Annotated in this window: 16 protein-coding genes; all 16 read right to left on the bottom strand. The window is 51.6% G+C overall.

Annotation, left to right across the window (positions count from 1 at the left end):
* Nucleotides 1-78: 78 nt before the first annotated feature.
* Nucleotides 79-1095: an MraY family glycosyltransferase gene (locus E0F99_RS14100; protein WP_130908799.1), complete on the bottom strand. Its 1017-nt coding sequence runs from the start codon at nucleotides 1093-1095 to the stop codon at nucleotides 79-81.
* Nucleotides 1092-2051: a UDP-glucose 4-epimerase family protein gene (locus E0F99_RS14095; protein WP_083359483.1), complete on the bottom strand. Its 960-nt coding sequence runs from the start codon at nucleotides 2049-2051 to the stop codon at nucleotides 1092-1094. Before E0F99_RS14095 ends, E0F99_RS14100 begins: the two co-directional genes overlap by 4 nt.
* A 14-nt stretch (nucleotides 2052-2065) precedes the next feature.
* Complete coding sequence (gene wecB, locus E0F99_RS14090) at nucleotides 2066-3193, bottom strand: non-hydrolyzing UDP-N-acetylglucosamine 2-epimerase (RefSeq protein WP_083359484.1); 1128 nt, start codon at nucleotides 3191-3193, stop codon at nucleotides 2066-2068.
* Nucleotides 3186-4196, bottom strand: coding sequence for a polysaccharide biosynthesis protein (locus tag E0F99_RS14085; RefSeq protein WP_083359485.1), 1011 nt, complete (start codon nucleotides 4194-4196; stop codon nucleotides 3186-3188). The genes wecB and E0F99_RS14085 overlap by 8 nt, the downstream gene beginning before the upstream one ends.
* A gap of 13 nt (nucleotides 4197-4209) precedes the next feature.
* On the bottom strand, nucleotides 4210-5067 hold the full coding sequence (locus E0F99_RS14080) for a dTDP-4-dehydrorhamnose reductase family protein (protein ID WP_083359486.1): 858 nt from the start codon (nucleotides 5065-5067) through the stop codon (nucleotides 4210-4212).
* A 3-nt stretch (nucleotides 5068-5070) separates the two neighbouring features.
* Nucleotides 5071-6312, bottom strand: coding sequence for a glycosyltransferase family 4 protein (locus tag E0F99_RS14075; RefSeq protein ID WP_173667127.1), 1242 nt, complete (start codon nucleotides 6310-6312; stop codon nucleotides 5071-5073).
* 1 nt (nucleotide 6313) lies between these two features.
* Nucleotides 6314-7525 carry a glycosyltransferase family 4 protein gene (locus tag E0F99_RS14070; protein ID WP_083359487.1) on the bottom strand — a complete coding sequence of 404 codons (1212 nt, stop codon included), beginning with the start codon at nucleotides 7523-7525 and terminating at the stop codon, nucleotides 6314-6316.
* Nucleotides 7526-7542: 17 nt separating this feature from the next.
* The gene (locus E0F99_RS14065; RefSeq protein WP_083359488.1) at nucleotides 7543-8673 is read right to left on the bottom strand and encodes an EpsG family protein; all 1131 of its coding nucleotides are present in this window, start codon (nucleotides 8671-8673) and stop codon (nucleotides 7543-7545) included.
* Nucleotides 8658-9938, bottom strand: a complete 1281-nt coding sequence (locus E0F99_RS14060; protein WP_083359489.1) for an O-antigen translocase — start codon at nucleotides 9936-9938, stop codon at nucleotides 8658-8660. Before E0F99_RS14060 ends, E0F99_RS14065 begins: the two co-directional genes overlap by 16 nt.
* A complete protein-coding gene (rffA, locus tag E0F99_RS14055) occupies nucleotides 9922-11067 on the bottom strand; it encodes a dTDP-4-amino-4,6-dideoxygalactose transaminase (protein WP_083360482.1) in 1146 nt (381 codons plus the stop codon). Before rffA ends, E0F99_RS14060 begins: the two co-directional genes overlap by 17 nt.
* Before the next feature lie 889 nt (nucleotides 11068-11956).
* Nucleotides 11957-12190 carry a lipopolysaccharide assembly protein LapA domain-containing protein gene (locus tag E0F99_RS14050; RefSeq protein ID WP_083359490.1) on the bottom strand — a complete coding sequence of 78 codons (234 nt, stop codon included), beginning with the start codon at nucleotides 12188-12190 and terminating at the stop codon, nucleotides 11957-11959.
* Between the two features lie 24 nt (nucleotides 12191-12214).
* Nucleotides 12215-12511: an integration host factor subunit beta gene (gene ihfB / locus E0F99_RS14045; protein ID WP_003218804.1), complete on the bottom strand. Its 297-nt coding sequence runs from the start codon at nucleotides 12509-12511 to the stop codon at nucleotides 12215-12217.
* A gap of 131 nt (nucleotides 12512-12642) precedes the next feature.
* Entirely contained in the window at nucleotides 12643-12924 is a 282-nt protein-coding gene (locus E0F99_RS14040) for a hypothetical protein (RefSeq protein ID WP_083359491.1), read from the bottom strand.
* 160 nt (nucleotides 12925-13084) lie between these two features.
* Nucleotides 13085-14779, bottom strand: a complete 1695-nt coding sequence (gene rpsA, locus E0F99_RS14035; protein ID WP_064451489.1) for a 30S ribosomal protein S1 — start codon at nucleotides 14777-14779, stop codon at nucleotides 13085-13087.
* Nucleotides 14780-14898: 119 nt separating this feature from the next.
* The gene (gene cmk / locus E0F99_RS14030) at nucleotides 14899-15588 is read right to left on the bottom strand and encodes a (d)CMP kinase (protein WP_003172653.1); all 690 of its coding nucleotides are present in this window, start codon (nucleotides 15586-15588) and stop codon (nucleotides 14899-14901) included.
* On the bottom strand, nucleotides 15585-17225 hold a 1641-nt coding region (locus tag E0F99_RS14025; RefSeq protein ID WP_130908798.1), incomplete at its 5' end, for a bifunctional prephenate dehydrogenase/3-phosphoshikimate 1-carboxyvinyltransferase. The genes E0F99_RS14025 and cmk, both read right to left, overlap by 4 nt.

Raw genomic sequence — 17225 nt, 5'->3', positions numbered from 1 at the left:
TCTTAACATCCTAATACTTTGCCTTTGCAAAGCCATCCATGCGCCCTTTGAAGGCTTTCAGGCCGGTTAACCGCCAACTTATGACCGCTCAAGCTCGCCAGCGTGAAACTTGATGGCCAACAGGATCAACGGCACGTAAGCAAGAACCAGCGCCCACGCGCCATCCCATCCATATAGAACAACACCCAGCGCAATGGGCAATAGCCAAACGAGGTTGATGGCCGCCACTGCCAACGTCACCGGCAGGTGTTTACCGAATTGGCGTGAAGCAAACTGATAGGCATGACTGCGGTGCGCTTCGTAGACCTTATCGCCCCTTACCAGGCGGCGCACAAGCGTGAACGTTGCGTCGACCACGAATACGCCCAGCAAAATCAACCAGGCCCAAAAAAAAGAAGATTGAACCCAGGCAGCCTGAATAGAGAAACAGCCCAGGATAACGCCTAGAAATCCACTCCCGGCATCCCCCATAAAGATTTTTGCAGGGGGGAAATTCCACAGCAGAAATGCCCCCACTGCTACGGCCAACAGCAGCGGCAGCCAAATCATATCCTGATGACCACTCAGCGCATAAAGCAGACAGCCGCCAAGGCAGGCGCAGATCGCCTCTACACTGGCAATACCATCAATTCCATCCATGAAATTGTAGAGATTGAGCATCCAGACCAGATAAACAGCGGCCAGGACCTTCCCAATCAGACCGAGATGCAGGTCCCAGCCAAATACGGTCAGCGGCGCAAGTCCTTTCATCCAGAACAACGCCCATGCCGCTGCCGCAAAATGGCCTGCCAGACGCCAGCGGGCAGCAATATGACCATGATCGTCCATAAAGCCCAGGACGGCCACCATCACACCCGCCCCCCCAACTGCGATCAACATGCCTGTAGATACCAGACCCAGCCACCCCAAAAGAGGGATCGCCACAAGAAACGCTAGAACAATCGCTACACCACCGCCTCGCGGAGTAGGCACCGAATGCGAACTGCGTGCATTCGGGATATCGATAATGCTGCGCGAAAGCGCATAGCGTCTTAATACAGCAGTCATCAAAAATGAGATCAATGCAACAGCAAGAACGATCCACCAGTCACTCATGTCTTTTCATTTTCCATGTAATCCGACGCTGTAACTTTCAGAGCCTGGTCCACTGACAGCGGCGGCGTCCAACCCAAAACAGCACGAGTCTTGGCAATATCAACCTGCAATGAGCCACACAACCGTTGAGAAAGGCTGCCCTTGCCCAGCACGTTGGCAGCCGCACGCAATAAAACAGCCGGCACAGGCAGAAGGCGCGCAGGCTTACCCAAGGCTGACGCCATCTTGCGCAGCAGTTGGGTAGTCGACAAGTCTTCGCCATCGCTGACCATGAACGTCTGATTCGCTGCTGCTGGATGACGGGCGCAGAGGATGGTCAAATCAACCAAATTATCCAAGGCCACGAGGCTGCGAGCGTTATGAATTGCGCCGAAAGGCAGCGGAATACCTTTATGCAGCCAACGCATCATGTTGAGGAAATTGGCTTTTACCCCTGGTCCGTAAACGAGTACAGGCCGGATGATCACCACCTCCATACCCGTCGCCAAGGCCAGCTCGCGAAGACACTGCTCTGCTTCCAGCTTTGAAACACCGTAAGGGTCTGCCGGATTACCTGGCTGATCCGCAGTGAACGGCATGCCAGGTTCTGTGCCTTCGCCGTTGACCTTGATCGAGCTGAGAAATACAAACCGGCGCACGCCAGCCTCTGCTGCCTGACGTGCCACATTAAGCGTGCCCTCAACGTTGATGTGGCGGAAGGCCTGGAGGGGGTCCGCTTCCAAGTCGTTCATGACGTGCACGCGAGCCGCGCAGTGGATTACTGCGTCCACACCGGCCAGTTCGGCCGAGAAATCTGCAGTCGAAAGGTCCTCGAATCGGACCACCTGCGCAGCCGTTGCACACGTAAAGTGGCTTCCCCTTGCTGCAACGGTGACACGAACATCAGTGTGGCCGGCTAACACTTGGACCAACCGGCCTCCAACGAATCCCGAAGCCCCAGTCACGAATATGTGCACGTAAAGCTCCTTGCTTACGATTTTGACCAGACGGTGCGGTTAATGTAATCGGTGTAACTGTGCACAATACGCACGACTTTCTTGGACACGGCACCGCCAAGGTAATCACCGACCACCGCTAGCACCCGCTCGCCACGCACGTGTTGGGTGGTGACGACACGGACGGCATCAAGAACGCGCTCGGCCGTCAACCCGCACATGATCAGCGTGCCTTCGTCCATACCCTCTGGGCGCTCATGCGCATTCCTGATGGTAACTGCGGGCAGGTTCAACAGTGAGGCCTCTTCAGTGATAGTGCCGCTGTCGGACACCACGCAAAATGCCTCCATCTGCAACTTGATATAGTCAAGCAGTCCAAACGGTTTGACGAAGCGAATCAAAGGATGATCCAGCGACTCGCCTAGCGCTTCGAGACGCTTACGGGTGCGCGGGTGAGTCGACACGATTACCGGGTATTGGTATTTGTCTGCCAATGCCTTCAAAGACCCCAGCAAGTCTCTAAGATTGTCGGGCGTATCAACGTTTTCCTCGCGGTGCGCGCTGACGACAAAATACGCTCCCGCTGCGAGCCCTTCCCGAGCGAGAACATCCGACGCTTCAATCTTAGGCATGTAATGAGCCAAGACTTCCGCCATATGAGAACCTGTCTTGATAATGGTTTCTGGACGAACACCTTCATCAAGTAGATAACGGCGCGCATGCTCGGTCAGAACCATATTGATATCGCTCAAATGGTCCAATACTTTGCGATTGAGCTCTTCAGGCACGCGCTGATCAAAACAGCGATTTCCTGCTTCCATATGGAAAACCGGGATTTTTCGGCGCTTTGCGGAAATGACCGCCAGGCACGTATTCGTATCACCATAAAGCAGCAGCGCGTCCGGTTTTTCTAATTCGAAAAGCTCATCGGATTTGGCAATGACTTGTGCAATCGTCTGCGCTGCAGTATCACCGACGGCCCCTAAAAAATGGTCCGGCTTGCGAATGTCCAGATCGTCAAAAAAGACCTGATTAAGCTCATAGTCATAATTCTGACCCGAGTGAACCAGAACATGATGAGTTTGTTTATCAAGTTCTGCGATCACGCGGCTCATTTTAATCAGTTCAGGGCGAGTGCCGACCAGTGTCATAACCTTAAGCATTGAGCTGCTCCTGAATAAATTCCAGTTTCAATAACAATGCTTTGACACCCTCAACATCCAGACGCTCGGTATTATGGGACGTGTAGTCATCTAGCTCGGAAATGTGCGTTTCGCCTTCGACGAAATACTTTTCATAGTTCAGGTCGCGGTTATCCGCCGGAATACGATAGTAGCGCCCCATGTCCTCTGACTTGGCCATCTCTTCGCGAGAAATCAGCGACTCGTAAAGTTTCTCGCCATGACGTGTACCGATCACTTTAATTGCGTTCAAGCGATTGAAGAGTTCTTTCAGCGCCTGCGCCAAATCTGCCACAGTAGAAGCAGGCGCTTTTTGCACGAAAATATCACCCTGCTGGGCAAACTCGAATGCATGAAGCACCAAGTCTACCGAGTCTTCCAACGACATCAGGAAGCGGGTCATATTGGGGTCGGTCACCGTCAGTTCGCCCCCCTGCTTCAATTGATTGACGAACAGCGGGATGACCGAACCGCGCGAAGCCATCACATTACCGTAGCGCGTGGAGCAAATAACCGGGCCGCCGTGCGGGATCATCCGAGATTTGGCCACCACCAACTTTTCTGCCATTGCCTTGGAAATACCCATGGCATTGATTGGGTAGACCGCTTTGTCGGTACTCAAAACCACAACCCGTTCTACATTGTTGGCTATGGCCGCATTAAGAACGTTTTCTGTACCCAGGACGTTGGTTTTAACCGCTTCCATCGGGTAAAACTCACAGGACGGGACCTGCTTGAGTGCGGCGGCGTGGAAGATATAATTCACGCCAACCATCGCTTGGGAAATGCTCGCGTAGTCACGCACATCACCAATATAAAATTTGACTTTGTCATTGCCGAGCGCAATGCGCATATCTTCCTGTTTTTTCTCGTCGCGGCTAAACACGCGGATTTCTTTCACGTGTGTGTCGAGAAAACGTTTCAGCACGGTATTACCAAAAGAACCGGTGCCGCCCGTGATCATCAATATTTTGTTATCAAACATAAAAGCTCCTAAACTATTGCTGTGCACGCATAAACTGAATCAGGTCCGGCCATGACGGTGGAGTGTAACCCACGGCCTCACGAAAGCGCGTCGAATCGAGGGAACGATCAATCACAAATTTATCATCAGGAATAATATCAATTTCTTTGTTATAGACCTTAGCGATTTCAGTCAGCAACGTGAACTTATCAATAGGGTCAACCGAGACGTGATACAGACCGAACACGCTTTCGTTAGGCAGCACATACTCAACAATGATGCGCGCCAGTTCTGCAGTGGGGACACCGGAAAAAATAGCGTTGGTGAATCCCTTTACCGATCCTTCCTGAGATAGAAACCAGTCAACCAAAGACGCATTGCTCGCTAACTCATGACCAATGATGGAGGTGCGTAACGTTATCGCGTGAGGCTGATCACTCAACTCACCTATAAATTTGGACTTCCCATACAGGTCTTCTGCATCAGAAATATCCGACTCCAGGTACATGCCCTTCGAACCGGAAAAGACACAGTCGGTGCTGATATGTATCAGCCGCGCCTGGGTAAGCAGGCACAATTTGGATAAACGATGTGGCAACATCGAATTAAGCGGCAACGTTGATAATGGGTCTTTTGCTTGTGCCAACTGCTTGATCAAGCCGACGCAGTTGATCACCACGTCCGGACGATTGTCTTCAAATACCGAGACCAACGTTTCGTAATCTAAAACATCAACATTTGAATAAAAGCAGCCCTTGTGTTTATCTTCAAAGTACTCTTCCCCGCGGGGGCCACGCATAGTGCCGAAAACACTATGTGAAGTGTGATTGGAAATATACTTGAACACAGCACTTCCAAGCATTCCTGTCACGCCCAGCACTAATATTTTCATGGTTTATCTCTGAGGGTTGCCAATACGTTCTTTAATGATCTGTACCAATCGACGGGATTGCGTCTTCATTTCGTAATTGTTACAGAAAAAACTGAACGACGCCGCTCCGTAAGCGGCTCTTTTTTCCGGCGTAGCCTCGTAGAGCGCCTCGATATTCCGTGCGAGCGCTGCCGCGTCCTCGGCCGGAGAACACAACCCAGCCTTAGCCAGCGCCACGATCCTCGCACCTTCTCCATCCAGAGCAGCCAATATAGGCTTGCCTGCTGCCATATACGCCTGGATCTTACTGGGGATGGTCAACGCGAAGATTTCCTCACGCTTGAGTGTCACCAGTAGCGCCTCACTCTCTGAAAATAATTCAGGCATTACTGACGATGGCAGTCGCCCTACGAGCTCAAGATTGTGCAGGCCGTGTTCACGCTTTTGCTCATGCATCCAATCCAAACGGCTGCCACTGCCGACTACGACAATCTTGCAATCCAGGTGAACCAATGCTTTTGCGGCATCGACTATGGTTTCCAAGGACTGCGCAAACCCTAGGTTCCCGGCAAAAACCACGCAAAATTTAGACTGCAATAACCGACTGATCTCCACCGGCAGGCGGTCGGAAGGATTAATCTGGGCGGCAGGGGCACGGTAAGAATTGGGGTAGTAAACGATCTTGTCTTTCGCCACATACTTGGAGGCAGAGGCAATGAATGCTTCAGATTGAACCAGCACAGTGTCGGCCTTGGCGTAGATTAAACGCACCAAAACGCCGATTGCCTTCAACAGCAGCGAATTCGTGATGAACCCCGTGGCCTTAAGTGTCTCCGGCCATAAATCCTGAACCCACACCATCAAATGAGCCTTGCTGGAACGTTTCAACACGATAGCGGGAATAGCTGCCGTAATCGGTGAGACCGCAAAGACAATGATCGCGTCGAACTGCTTACCAGCGCTCTGCTTCGGAAAGTATCTGATCCCATTTTTCACAAATGAGAGATAGTTGAGAAGCAGGTTTCTGGCACCACCAGACTTGCGTGGCCTCAACGGCACCCGGTGGATTTTTACGCCGTCCTTGTACACCTGCTCATTGCAAGCAGCCTGGTCATAATTTTCATAGGTTTCGCCGTCCGGGTAGTTAGGTTGCCCGGTAAAGACTTCCACGGTGTGCCCAAGACACGCCAGCTCCTCAACAATGTCATTGATAATAAAGCTCTCAGGATAAAAATACTGAGTGACAATCGCAATATTCAAAGACATATCATCCCACGCTATCAAATCGGGATTTAAGCGCTTTGGGCCCTTGAACAATTACAGATTTGAAAAATGACAACATAGCAACCCAACGATTCATTGAACCATCAAAAACAGGTGCGCGGTTAGACAACTCAACAAACCTTTTTGAGGTCTCGACAATATCAAACATTTTAGCTTTTTGTCGATGGTTAACAGAGACGTCACTGTATTGTTCGGGACTCATATCATGCAGCATCTCGAGGGTTTCCAAGATGCCCATTCTCACCGTCGTCGCGGATTCTTCGTTGTAGGAATAGCCTGAAATATCCGAAAACAACCCACAGGTCAGTGGTAACTCTATGGATTCAATGCCTACCACCGAAGGCACACCGGCTGCAGCGGCTTCGATGATAGTCGTACCCGAGCCAACGAAACAAAACGCCCCGTCAAAAAGGCCGGGCAGCTCGGCATACTCCACCTCGCCCATGAAGTGCACGTACTCACTCACGCCACACGCCTGTGCCAACGAGACCAACGCCGCATGTTCCGGACCGTCACCATAAATAAAATATTCAAAATTAGCGCGTTTACGAAGCCCACTCAACTGGGTAATGACGTGTTTATTGTACACTTTAAAATCGACTAGACGCCCTACAGACACAATACGCAGGGACGATTGAAGTGGCTGCCGATCGCTATAGTTCTCGAAAGAAATACCCAGCGGCAATACGTCCAGCGTGCCTACATCAACATTAGCAAACGCGGCTGCCATTTCGGCAGTACGCTCATTGGGAAACAATGTCAATTGGACGTTTCGATCATACAACTCAAGCATCTTCTTTCTGAAATATATGTTTCGCTCACGCCACCAGCTGATTTCCATAGAGTGATAGACACCAATACTTAGAAATGTAAACTTCAGCCTGGCCTTATTCAGGAAAACATAGGCCAACGTCAACACGTCTACCACATGAACAATATCGTAGACCAGCGGATCTTTTTTTGCGGGCAACAGCGCATTTATCCAACTGGACGCGGCAAAAAAGGGCACATGCTCTACGACATTGACTCTGGCGTAACGAGACAGCTCATTGAACAGACCTGCATCATATTTACTCGACAATAATGTAACAGTTACGGTATACCCCGCTTGGCTGAGGTATTTAGACAGCCTGACCACATAGGTCTCAACCCCACCAATGGCCAAGCCCCCCATGACAAACAAAATACTTTTCATGCAATAATCCCGATAAATTATAGAAAATTAAAAAACACTTCGGAATCGCCTGTCCACCCTGAGTGAACACTCAAATTCAGGTACAGTGTGCCGAGCGCATAAACAGAGACCATTACAACCCCACGCCTGTTACCCAACAGGTGCACGGCGAGCATCGGTAACAGGACATATTCAAACATCGATATGCTCGCATAGCTGCGACCGGCGAGAATTGCAAAATCGCCCAGTACAATTCGTAAAAACGTCGCGCAGTAAAAAACGCAGAAGACGAGCTTAAAGGTTGGATAGCGTGCCTCCAATTTCTCCGAGCATACTAATCCAACGACAATCAAAATCAGATTTTTGATATTAACGATATTGAAAATCGGCAGAACATAGCCGTACTTCTCCGTCGTCAGATAAGAATCAATTTTTTCACCAATAAAACCAATAAAGTCCAACTGACGCAATAGCAGTTTTGAATCAACAAAAGACGCCATCAACAGAAGTGCAACACTGAGTAACAGGTAAAAATTCCGCGAGGGCTTCAAGAGATACAAAACAAGGGGAATCATAAATAATATCGACGACACGTGCACCATCATGGCCAGCGCAAGATAGACCGCCAACATCGCGTATTCTTTTTTGTGGAGATACGTCGCGGCCAAAAATACCAAGCCGGACGCAATCCCCAAACGCATGGCGTTCAACTCTTTCGCCAGAAAGAAATGAGCAAAATAGACCAATACGCCCAAGGCAAAATAAGGAGAAAAGTAACGAATACTCTTGAGGTTGAGACTTACCGCAAAGAGCGCGCAGAAGCCGAATAAAACAAAAGAATTCCGCCCCACTACCGCCAGCATCGAGAGAAAAATATAAAACCCGAATTCGATATTAAACGCTGTATAGCTGTAGTCGCAGAACAGGTTATGACATTCCAGAACGGAAGGCACTTCTTGTATCATTCTCAGGTAGGCAAGATCATCATTGCCCACCCCTGCCATCCTGAATGTCGCCAGCAGGATTAGAGCCCCTCCCATCAGGGCGCCGACCGCTGCCCGAGGAAGCGTGTGATCACTGAGGGTGTCCCACGCTGCAACGATTACTAGAAGCCCGAATACGAGGTATAGCGGTAGGGTGAATTCCATGCCCATCAGTTGCGTGCCCAATAGATAAATCCGGCAGTGGAAATTATAAAAAACGCTATATATGCCAACATATAAGAATACATAACACCGTGCACACCACCCACCTCACGGCCGATAAAAAATGTCAAACCGACAAAAAGCAGCGCCTGTAGCACCTCAGAGAAGATATACAATTTCGTTGCGGCTTTCGCCACCACAACAAAACCTACAACATAAGAAGCGACCTTAAAGAAATCACCGACCAATTGATAAATGATATAGCCTTCCAACTCATGAAACTCGGAAGACAATAACATCGGAATAAAGAAACTCCGACCGATATAAAGAACGCTGGCCCCTGCCAAAAACAACGCCATTACCAACAACATAAATTTAATGACTTGCGCCTTGATCACCGCCTTGTCTTGGGTGGCGGACACCATCGGCATATAATAAGACGCCAAAAACACACTGAAAAAACCGATGTACGCGCTCGACAGCTTGATACTTCCTTGCCAGATGCCCGCTTCGGCATAACCGACCTGTGCTATTAGCGATTCCCTGATAATAATTTCGACCACGGGAAACATCAGGGCACTGACGAGCAACATCAGTCCAAACCTGGAAAAATTCTTGCCCAACCCCACATCCAACTTCCGCCCCTTGAGCATTCTGAACAGAGGCGTCCCTTTAAGGTAAACCAAAGAGATAAGAGCCGGCATGGTGAATATAGACAACATCGCTATCGCAGCACCGGGCAGGCCAAATGCAGAGATCAGCCACCAGATCACGGGAAGCACAACAATGTTAGCCACAACTTGAACGATTGAGTTGACCTTGAGTTTACCAAGGCCATTGAAGAACCCTGAAAACAGGGTATTGAATGCAAAAACAAACTGAGCAAAAGCCAGCAGCACAATAATCCAGGAACGCTCCGGTTGCCCGAACACAAAATTCGATATTTTGGTCGAAAATACAACCATCAAGACAAATGACACAAGACAGAAACTGAAGGCATAACACACCGACGTCGAAAATAACCTGTGCAACTTAAATTGGTTATTTTTAAATTCCGCAACGTATTTAATTATACCGTGGCTTATCCCCCCTCCCGCCAAGAGGACAGCGATAGACACCAAGCTCATGAAATGCCCTAGCTGGCCGAGACCGTCAACTCCCAGGTACAGAGCGATTAATTTTAGTATGCAAAAGCCAACGAGTATCTTTGACGCTTGAGCGGCGCTTGTAAAAAAAGCGCCGACCAGCATGCTACGGTTTGAGCCCTTCAATTCACCAGCCCGCGGCATCAACGGCCCCCATTACAGAGTTGATGACATGCAGCACCTCAGGCTCCGTCATGCCATACCACACAGGTAAGCGAATAAGGCGCTCACTTTCCTTGGTGGTAAAACGATCTTCGCCTACGAACCGGCCTAACAACACACCGGCCGGTGCGCTGTGAAGTGGGACGTAATGAAATACCGCCCCCACACCTGCCGCGTTCAGATAACTGAGGACTGATTTACGTGCGTCGATGTCCTTTACCTTAATATAAAACATGTGCGCATTGGCAATACAATCAACCGGCACCGTGGGAATTTCAAGCACCCCTGCCGCCACCAATCCTGCGAACGCCATGTTGTAGCGCTGCCAAATGCCGAGCCTAATATCGTTAATCTGCTTCGCGCGCTCCAACTGACCAAACAAATAGGCAGCCTGTAACTCACCCGGCAAATAACTACTGCCAATATCAACCCACGTATACTTGTCAATCACGCCTCTAAAAAACTGACTGCGATTGGTACCTTTTTCTCTGATAATTTCTGCACGACCAATGAAGCGCTTATCATTGATCAACAATAATCCGCCCTCGCCACCACTCGTGTAGTTTTTTGTTTCATGAAAACTATAAGCTGCCAAATGTCCGATCGTGCCCAGCCAACGCCCTTTATAAGTCGACATCATACCTTGAGCAGCATCTTCCACGACAAACAAATCATGGCGCTGTGCAATGTCCATGATCACGTCCATTTCACAGGCGACACCTGCATAATGAACGGGGACGATTGCTTTGGTCTTGACAGTGATCGCTGCCTCGATAAGCGTTTCATCAATATTCATAGTATCCGGGCGAATATCGACAAAAACGATCTTCGCGCCTCGTAATACAAATGCGTTTGCGGTACTGACAAAGGTAAAGCTGGGCATAATAACTTCATCGCCCGGCTGTATATCTATCAAAATAGCCGCCATTTCAAGTGCTTGGGTGCACGACGGCGTCAGCAGAGCCTTTTTACATGAAAATGTCTCTTCAAACCATTGTTGGCAACTAATGGTGAAATCACCGTCACCCGACATCTTAGCGCTGCGCATTGCGCGCATAACATATTGATCTTCATTACCCGTATAGGGTGGTTTGTTAAATGGAATCTTCATCAAGCTCACCGTAAAATTCTTTTTCTAGCTTAGTAAATCGTTCAATTCTTGACTCGTTTTTCAGGCACTCCAGTGTAAGCACCCCTAGTGACGGCCAGCCGCGCCCCCATTGTACAGCCCTCAGCCGATACTCTCCCGGAAACCAATCACCTCTGCGGCACCGACGATGACAGGCGGAGGTCTTTATACGCGCTGTGAGCATTAAAATTGATTGTACAAATTTTCCCTTGGTTTGCGCTCGGAACGCAACACACCTATGGATACATTTCGAGGCAATTCTTGACCTTAACCGACCGCGACGAGGGAAGGCGCAACCGCCACGCCTTGAAGCCTCAGCATTACAGACTTCACCCCATCACTCAAAGGCGACAATGAATTGTTAAAAGCCTTTTTACGGCCGCTGCACCACTAACTTTTAAATAGCAGGCTTAGTTCAGATATTTGCTTAAAGGCAAAATCTGCGAAATATGATTAACCGTAACCAAATGAGTTTCTGTCTTGACGCTGCCGGGACACGTAGAGTTGGAGAGTTATATACAGAGACGAGAATGTTTGCTTTAGCAAGTGAACGCTCACTGCTCGCTCACCTGTCAAGTATCGAAACGCAAAGGACGGCTGTCATTAATGCGCGGAATCTTACCCTATATCCCACACACTTTGAACCTTGGCACGTCTATTTTATAGCGATCGCCCAAGGCATTCCGATCTGGAATTATCTGATTTTTTGCAAAAAAAGCGGATAGGGAGCAATCGGTTACCCCGAGCAACCGAGGCAGGGCCTTACGCGCAGGTGGTAGAGCACCAGAATAACGCGCGCGCCACTTAAGAGGATGCTGGAGGGCTGGGAGCCCATAACAGCAGTTGCGAGGAAGGGGAGGCTATCCGTGCGCTATCGAAACTTGCTTGGCCGACGGCTACTGGTAACCAGTAAACCCAATAGCGGCCCTACCATCAATCCGACAATCAGCGCAGCCACAACGTACACCGCCACTGGCAGCTGCATCGTTGTCCACCCCAGGAGCGAAAGAGAGACGCCCTGTTGGTTTTCCAAAACAAAGGCCAAAACCACCAGCGCAACAGCCAGTACGACCAGCACCAGAAAAACGCGTTTAATCCCACGCATAACTTACTCCTGTCCCAAAACCACTCAGACGCCCTCTTCCTCGTCTTCGTTCACTCGATCCCTTAATTCCTTACCCGGCTTGAAATGCGGCACAAACTTACCGTCAAGGCTGACGGATTGCCCGGTTTTCGGGTTACGGCCTACACGCGGTGCGCGGTAGTGCAAGGAAAAGCTACCAAAGCCCCGGATCTCGATTCGATCCCCAGTGGCCAGGCATTGGGACATTTGCTCAAGCATGGTCTTGATAGCCAGCTCTACATCCTTGGATGAAAGCAGCCCTTGATGGGTGACAATTCGTTCGATCAACTCCGACTTCGTCATATTTTTCCCTTCTTTTTCAAGCAGCTAGGAAAAGCGCTCCAAAGGTTTTAGCATGACTCGGCGATTTTGAACAGCCCACAACTTAACTTATCTGCGGGTTAATTTAACCCCCGCAATAAAGGCCTAACCCCTCAATTACAGATCACCAGCATCGTGCGGGTCACTGCACCTGCCGGGTTCCAACCAAACAGGTAGTCACCCTCTTCATCCTTGGCGTCACTGGAGCGCGTTACAACCTTATAGCCCTGCCCCTTGCACTCACGCGCTGCACGCTTCTCGCACTTATCCCAATTGGAGCCAAGCCCCGAGCAGTCAATCTCAATACCACTGACGCCGTGCCTGGCGTGAGTCTTGGCACTGGTGGAGCAGCCTGCAAGCAGCATCATTGAGAAAACGACAATAAACCTGTTCATTCAAATCCTTATTGAAGCAACAACACTAAATAGCGCGTATGAAAACTATATTCAGTTCTGACACCCCGCGGTAAGCCTTGGTTCGAGGTTGTTGATTCAACAAATTTCAGGCACAAAAAAGGGCGACCGAAGTCGCCCTTTTTCTATGGTCTGACAGAACTTAGTTCTGTTTTTCCATCTGTGCACGCAGCAGGTCGCCCAGAGTGGTAGGACCAGCAGAAGGCTCAGACGAAGCTGGCTTGTCGCGCAGGCTCTGAATGGCTTCTTTCTCTTCGATCTCGTCTTTCGATTTGATGGAGAGCTGGATTACGCGGCTCTTGCGGTCAACGCTGATGATCTTGGCTTCTACTTCCTGGCCTTCTTTCAGAACGTTGCGCGCGTCTTCAACGCGGTCACGGCTGATTTCGGAGGCTTTCAGAGTCGCTTCGATATCGTCGGCCAGAGTGATGATGGCGCCTTTAGCGTCAACTTCTTTCACAGTGCCTTTAACGATTGCGCCTTTGTCGTTCTCTTGAACGTACTCGGAGAACGGATCGCTTTCCAGTTGCTTGATACCCAGGGAGATGCGCTCGCGCTCTGGGTCAACCGACAGGATAACGGTGTCCAGCTCGTCGCCCTTCTTGAAACGACGAACAGCTTCTTCGCCAACTTCGTTCCAGGAGATGTCGGACAGGTGAACCAGGCCGTCGATGCCGCCGTCCAGACCAATGAAGATACCGAAATCGGTGATCGACTTGATGGTGCCGGAGATTTTATCGCCCTTGTTGAACTGGCCAGAGAAATCTTCCCATGGGTTAGATTTGCACTGTTTGATGCCCAGGGAGATACGACGACGCTCTTCGTCGATGTCCAGAACCATAACTTCCACTTCGTCGCCGACTTGTACGACTTTCGAAGGGTGGATGTTTTTGTTGGTCCAGTCCATTTCGGAAACGTGTACCAGGCCTTCCACGCCTTCTTCCAGCTCTGCGAAGCAGCCGTAGTCGGTCAGGTTGGTAACACGCGCGGTTACGCGAGTGCTTTCTGGGTAACGAGCTTTGATAGCAACCCATGGATCTTCGCCCAGCTGCTTCAAGCCCAGGGAGACGCGGTTACGCTCACGATCGTACTTCAGAACCTTGACATCAATCTCGTCGCCAACGTTGACGATTTCAGAAGGATGCTTGATACGCTTCCAAGCCATGTCGGTGATGTGCAGCAGGCCATCGACGCCACCCAGATCGACGAATGCGCCGTAATCGGTGAGGTTCTTGACGATACCTTTGACTTGTTGGCCTTCTTGCAGGGATTCCAGCAGAGCTTCACGCTCGGCGGAGTTCTCTGCTTCCAGCACGCTGCGACGGGAAACGACAACGTTGTTGCGCTTCTGGTCGAGCTTGATGACCTTGAATTCGAGTTCTTTGCCTTCCAGGTGCGTGGTGTCGCGCACTGGACGAACGTCGACCAAAGAACCTGGCAGGAACGCACGGATGCCGTTAACGTCGACAGTGAAGCCGCCTTTAACCTTACCGTTGATAACGCCCTTGACCACTTCTTCAGCTGCGAAGGCTGCTTCGAGAACAATCCAGCATTCAGCGCGCTTGGCTTTTTCACGGGACAGCTTGGTTTCACCGAAACCGTCTTCAACCGAGTCCAGAGCAACGTGAACTTCGTCACCGACATTGATAGTCAGGTCGCCAGCATCGTTGTAGAACTGTTCCAGCGGGATCAGAGCTTCAGACTTCAGACCAGCGTGAACGGTTACCCAACGAGCTTGGTAATCGATATCAACGATAACACCGGTGATGATGGAGCCAGCCTGAAGGTTCAGGGTTTTTAGGCTTTCTTCAAAGAGTTCCGCAAAGCTTTCGCTCATTTTAATTCCTGTTGATAAGGGCGAAGAATACGCCCATCTCCACACCCCAGACGGTGTGGGTTAGTTTCAATTAGAAGAAGCACCGCAGGACTATGACTGGTCCCCTGCAGCCTTCTTGGTCACCCGGCGATATCGCGAATGGCGATTTCACTCAAGATGCGTTCCAGCACCTGCTCGATGGAAAGCTCCGTGGAATCCAGCTGTATGGCGTCAGCCGCCGGTTTGAGCGGGGCTACCGCACGCTGGGTATCACGCTCATCGCGTGCACGGATCTCATCTAGCAGACTCGACAGACTAACACCATCGACTTTGCCCTTCAACTGCAAGTAACGGCGGCGAGCCCGTTCCTCGGCGCTGGCGGTCAGGAAAATCTTCAATGGCGCCTCAGGAAACACGACGGTGCCCATGTCACGGCCATCAGCCACTAGGCCCGGCGGCTCCTGAAACGCCCGCTGACGCTGCAGTAACGCGTCACGCACGGCCGGCAGCGCGGCAACCTGGGAAGCCCAGGAGCCCACTTGTTCGTTACGCAGATCATCGGTCACATCGTCCCCTTCCAGGATGATGCGCTGCGGATGACCTTCCGTCGCGCCGACGAACTGCACATCGAGATGCGCCGCCAGCAACTTCAGGGACTCTTCGTTGGTCAGGTCCACGCCATGGTTGCGTGCCGCAAATGCCAGCAAACGGTACAGCGCGCCGGAATCCAGCAGGCACCAACCGAGGCGCTTGGCCAGGATGCCGGCGATTGTGCCTTTGCCCGAGCCGCTTGGCCCGTCGATGGTAATCACCGGTGCTTTGATATTCACAATTGAGCCTCTTGGGCAACACGGATGCCGACGTGGGCACACAGTGTAAGAAAGTTCGGAAAAGATGTAGCAACATTGGCGCAGTCACGGATGCGAATCGGCGCCGCCGCACGCAGGGAAGCCACGCTGAAAGCCATGGCGATCCGGTGATCGCCATGCGCATGCACTTCGCCACCCCCTATCGGACCACCGTCAATGATAATCCCATCAGGCGTCGGTTCACACTTCACGCCCAGCGCCAGCAGACCGTCGGCCATGACCTGGATACGGTCAGACTCTTTAACCCGCAGTTCTTCAGCGCCACGCAATACGGTGCGCCCTTCGGCACAGGCCGCCGCAACGAACAATACCGGGAATTCGTCGATAGCCAACGGCACCAGCGCTTCGGGAATCTCTATGCCTTTCAACGCAGCGGCACGCACGCGCAGATCAGCAACCGCCTCGCCACCCACTTTACGCGGGTTCTCCAGGGTGATATCCGCGCCCATCAGCCGCAGGATATCAATCACCCCGGTGCGAGTCGGATTGACGCCGACATGCTCCAGCAACAACTCGGAGCCCTCGGCAATCGAAGCCGCCACCAGGAAGAACGCCGACGAGGAAATATCCCCTGGCACTTCTATATGCGTGGCAATCAAAGCATGGCCTGGCTCGACCGACGCCGTAGCCCCCGCCACCTCGACCGGATAACCAAACCCGCGCAACATGCGCTCGGTATGGTCACGGGTCGGCGCCGGCTCGGTCACCGAGGTTTTACCCTCGGCATACAACCCGGCCAACAGCAGGCAGGATTTGACCTGCGCGCTAGCCATCGGCATCGAATAGGCCATGCCTTTCAAAACCTGCCCGCCACGAATAGTCAGCGGCGGACGCCCTTCTGGTCCGGTTTCGATCACCGCCCCCATTTCCCTTAGCGGCTTAGCCACGCGGCTCATCGGGCGCTTGGAGAGCGAGGCATCACCGGCCAACACACTGTCGAAGCGTTGCGCCGCCAGCAACCCGGACAACAGGCGCATCGACGTACCGGAGTTACCCAAGTAGATAGGGCCAGGCGCCGGCTTGAGGCCATGCAAGCCTACGCCGTGAATGGTGACGCGCCCATGGTGCGGCCCTTCAATCACCACGCCCATGTCGCGAAAGGCCTGCAACGTCGCCAGGGCATCTTCACCCTCAAGGAAACCTTCGATCTCGGTCACGCCTTCAGCCAACGAACCCAACATGATCGAACGATGGGAGATCGACTTATCGCCCGGCACCCGAATCTGCCCGCTCAAGCGCCCGCCCGGGCTGGCGAGAAAGGTCAGCTCATCGGCGTTCATGGCGGTTTCCATGTAGGCCCGGCGAGCCAGGATCTTGCTGAAATGCTCACGCGCCACCCGCGCACGGGTGAACACGCCCAATAGTTGATGGCCATCTCCGGCATCGACCGCGTCGCGCAAGGCGTCGAGGTCACTGCGGAAGGTGTCCAGGGTGCGCAACACCGCCTCACGATTGGCAAGGAAGATGTCGTGCCACATCACCGGATCGCTGCCAGCAATTCGCGTGAAATCGCGAAAGCCACCGGCGGCATAACGGAAGATGTCGAGATTTTCGTTACGTTTAGCCAGGGAATCCACCAAGCCAAACGCCAGCAGATG

The sequence above is a fragment of the Pseudomonas antarctica genome, assembly GCF_900624995.1.
Classification (GTDB): domain Bacteria; phylum Pseudomonadota; class Gammaproteobacteria; order Pseudomonadales; family Pseudomonadaceae; genus Aquipseudomonas; species Aquipseudomonas antarctica.
This window is presented reverse-complemented; position numbering and strand designations above follow the sequence as displayed.

Coding starts and splice junctions, on each gene's coding strand:
- E0F99_RS14100 (WP_130908799.1), bottom strand. CDS start 1,095: ATGAGTGACTGGTGGATCGTTCTTGCTGTTGCATTGATCTCATTTTTG.
- wecB (WP_083359484.1), bottom strand. CDS start 3,193: ATGCTTAAGGTTATGACACTGGTCGGCACTCGCCCTGAACTGATTAAA.
- E0F99_RS14085 (WP_083359485.1), bottom strand. CDS start 4,196: ATGTTTGATAACAAAATATTGATGATCACGGGCGGCACCGGTTCTTTT.
- E0F99_RS14080 (WP_083359486.1), bottom strand. CDS start 5,067: ATGAAAATATTAGTGCTGGGCGTGACAGGAATGCTTGGAAGTGCTGTG.
- E0F99_RS14075 (WP_173667127.1), bottom strand. CDS start 6,312: ATGTCTTTGAATATTGCGATTGTCACTCAGTATTTTTATCCTGAGAGC.
- E0F99_RS14070 (WP_083359487.1), bottom strand. CDS start 7,525: ATGAAAAGTATTTTGTTTGTCATGGGGGGCTTGGCCATTGGTGGGGTT.
- E0F99_RS14060 (WP_083359489.1), bottom strand. CDS start 9,938: ATGCCGCGGGCTGGTGAATTGAAGGGCTCAAACCGTAGCATGCTGGTC.
- rffA (WP_083360482.1), bottom strand. CDS start 11,067: ATGAAGATTCCATTTAACAAACCACCCTATACGGGTAATGAAGATCAA.
- E0F99_RS14050 (WP_083359490.1), bottom strand. CDS start 12,190: ATGCGTGGGATTAAACGCGTTTTTCTGGTGCTGGTCGTACTGGCTGTT.
- ihfB (WP_003218804.1), bottom strand. CDS start 12,511: ATGACGAAGTCGGAGTTGATCGAACGAATTGTCACCCATCAAGGGCTG.
- E0F99_RS14040 (WP_083359491.1), bottom strand. CDS start 12,924: ATGAACAGGTTTATTGTCGTTTTCTCAATGATGCTGCTTGCAGGCTGC.
- rpsA (WP_064451489.1), bottom strand. CDS start 14,779: ATGAGCGAAAGCTTTGCGGAACTCTTTGAAGAAAGCCTAAAAACCCTG.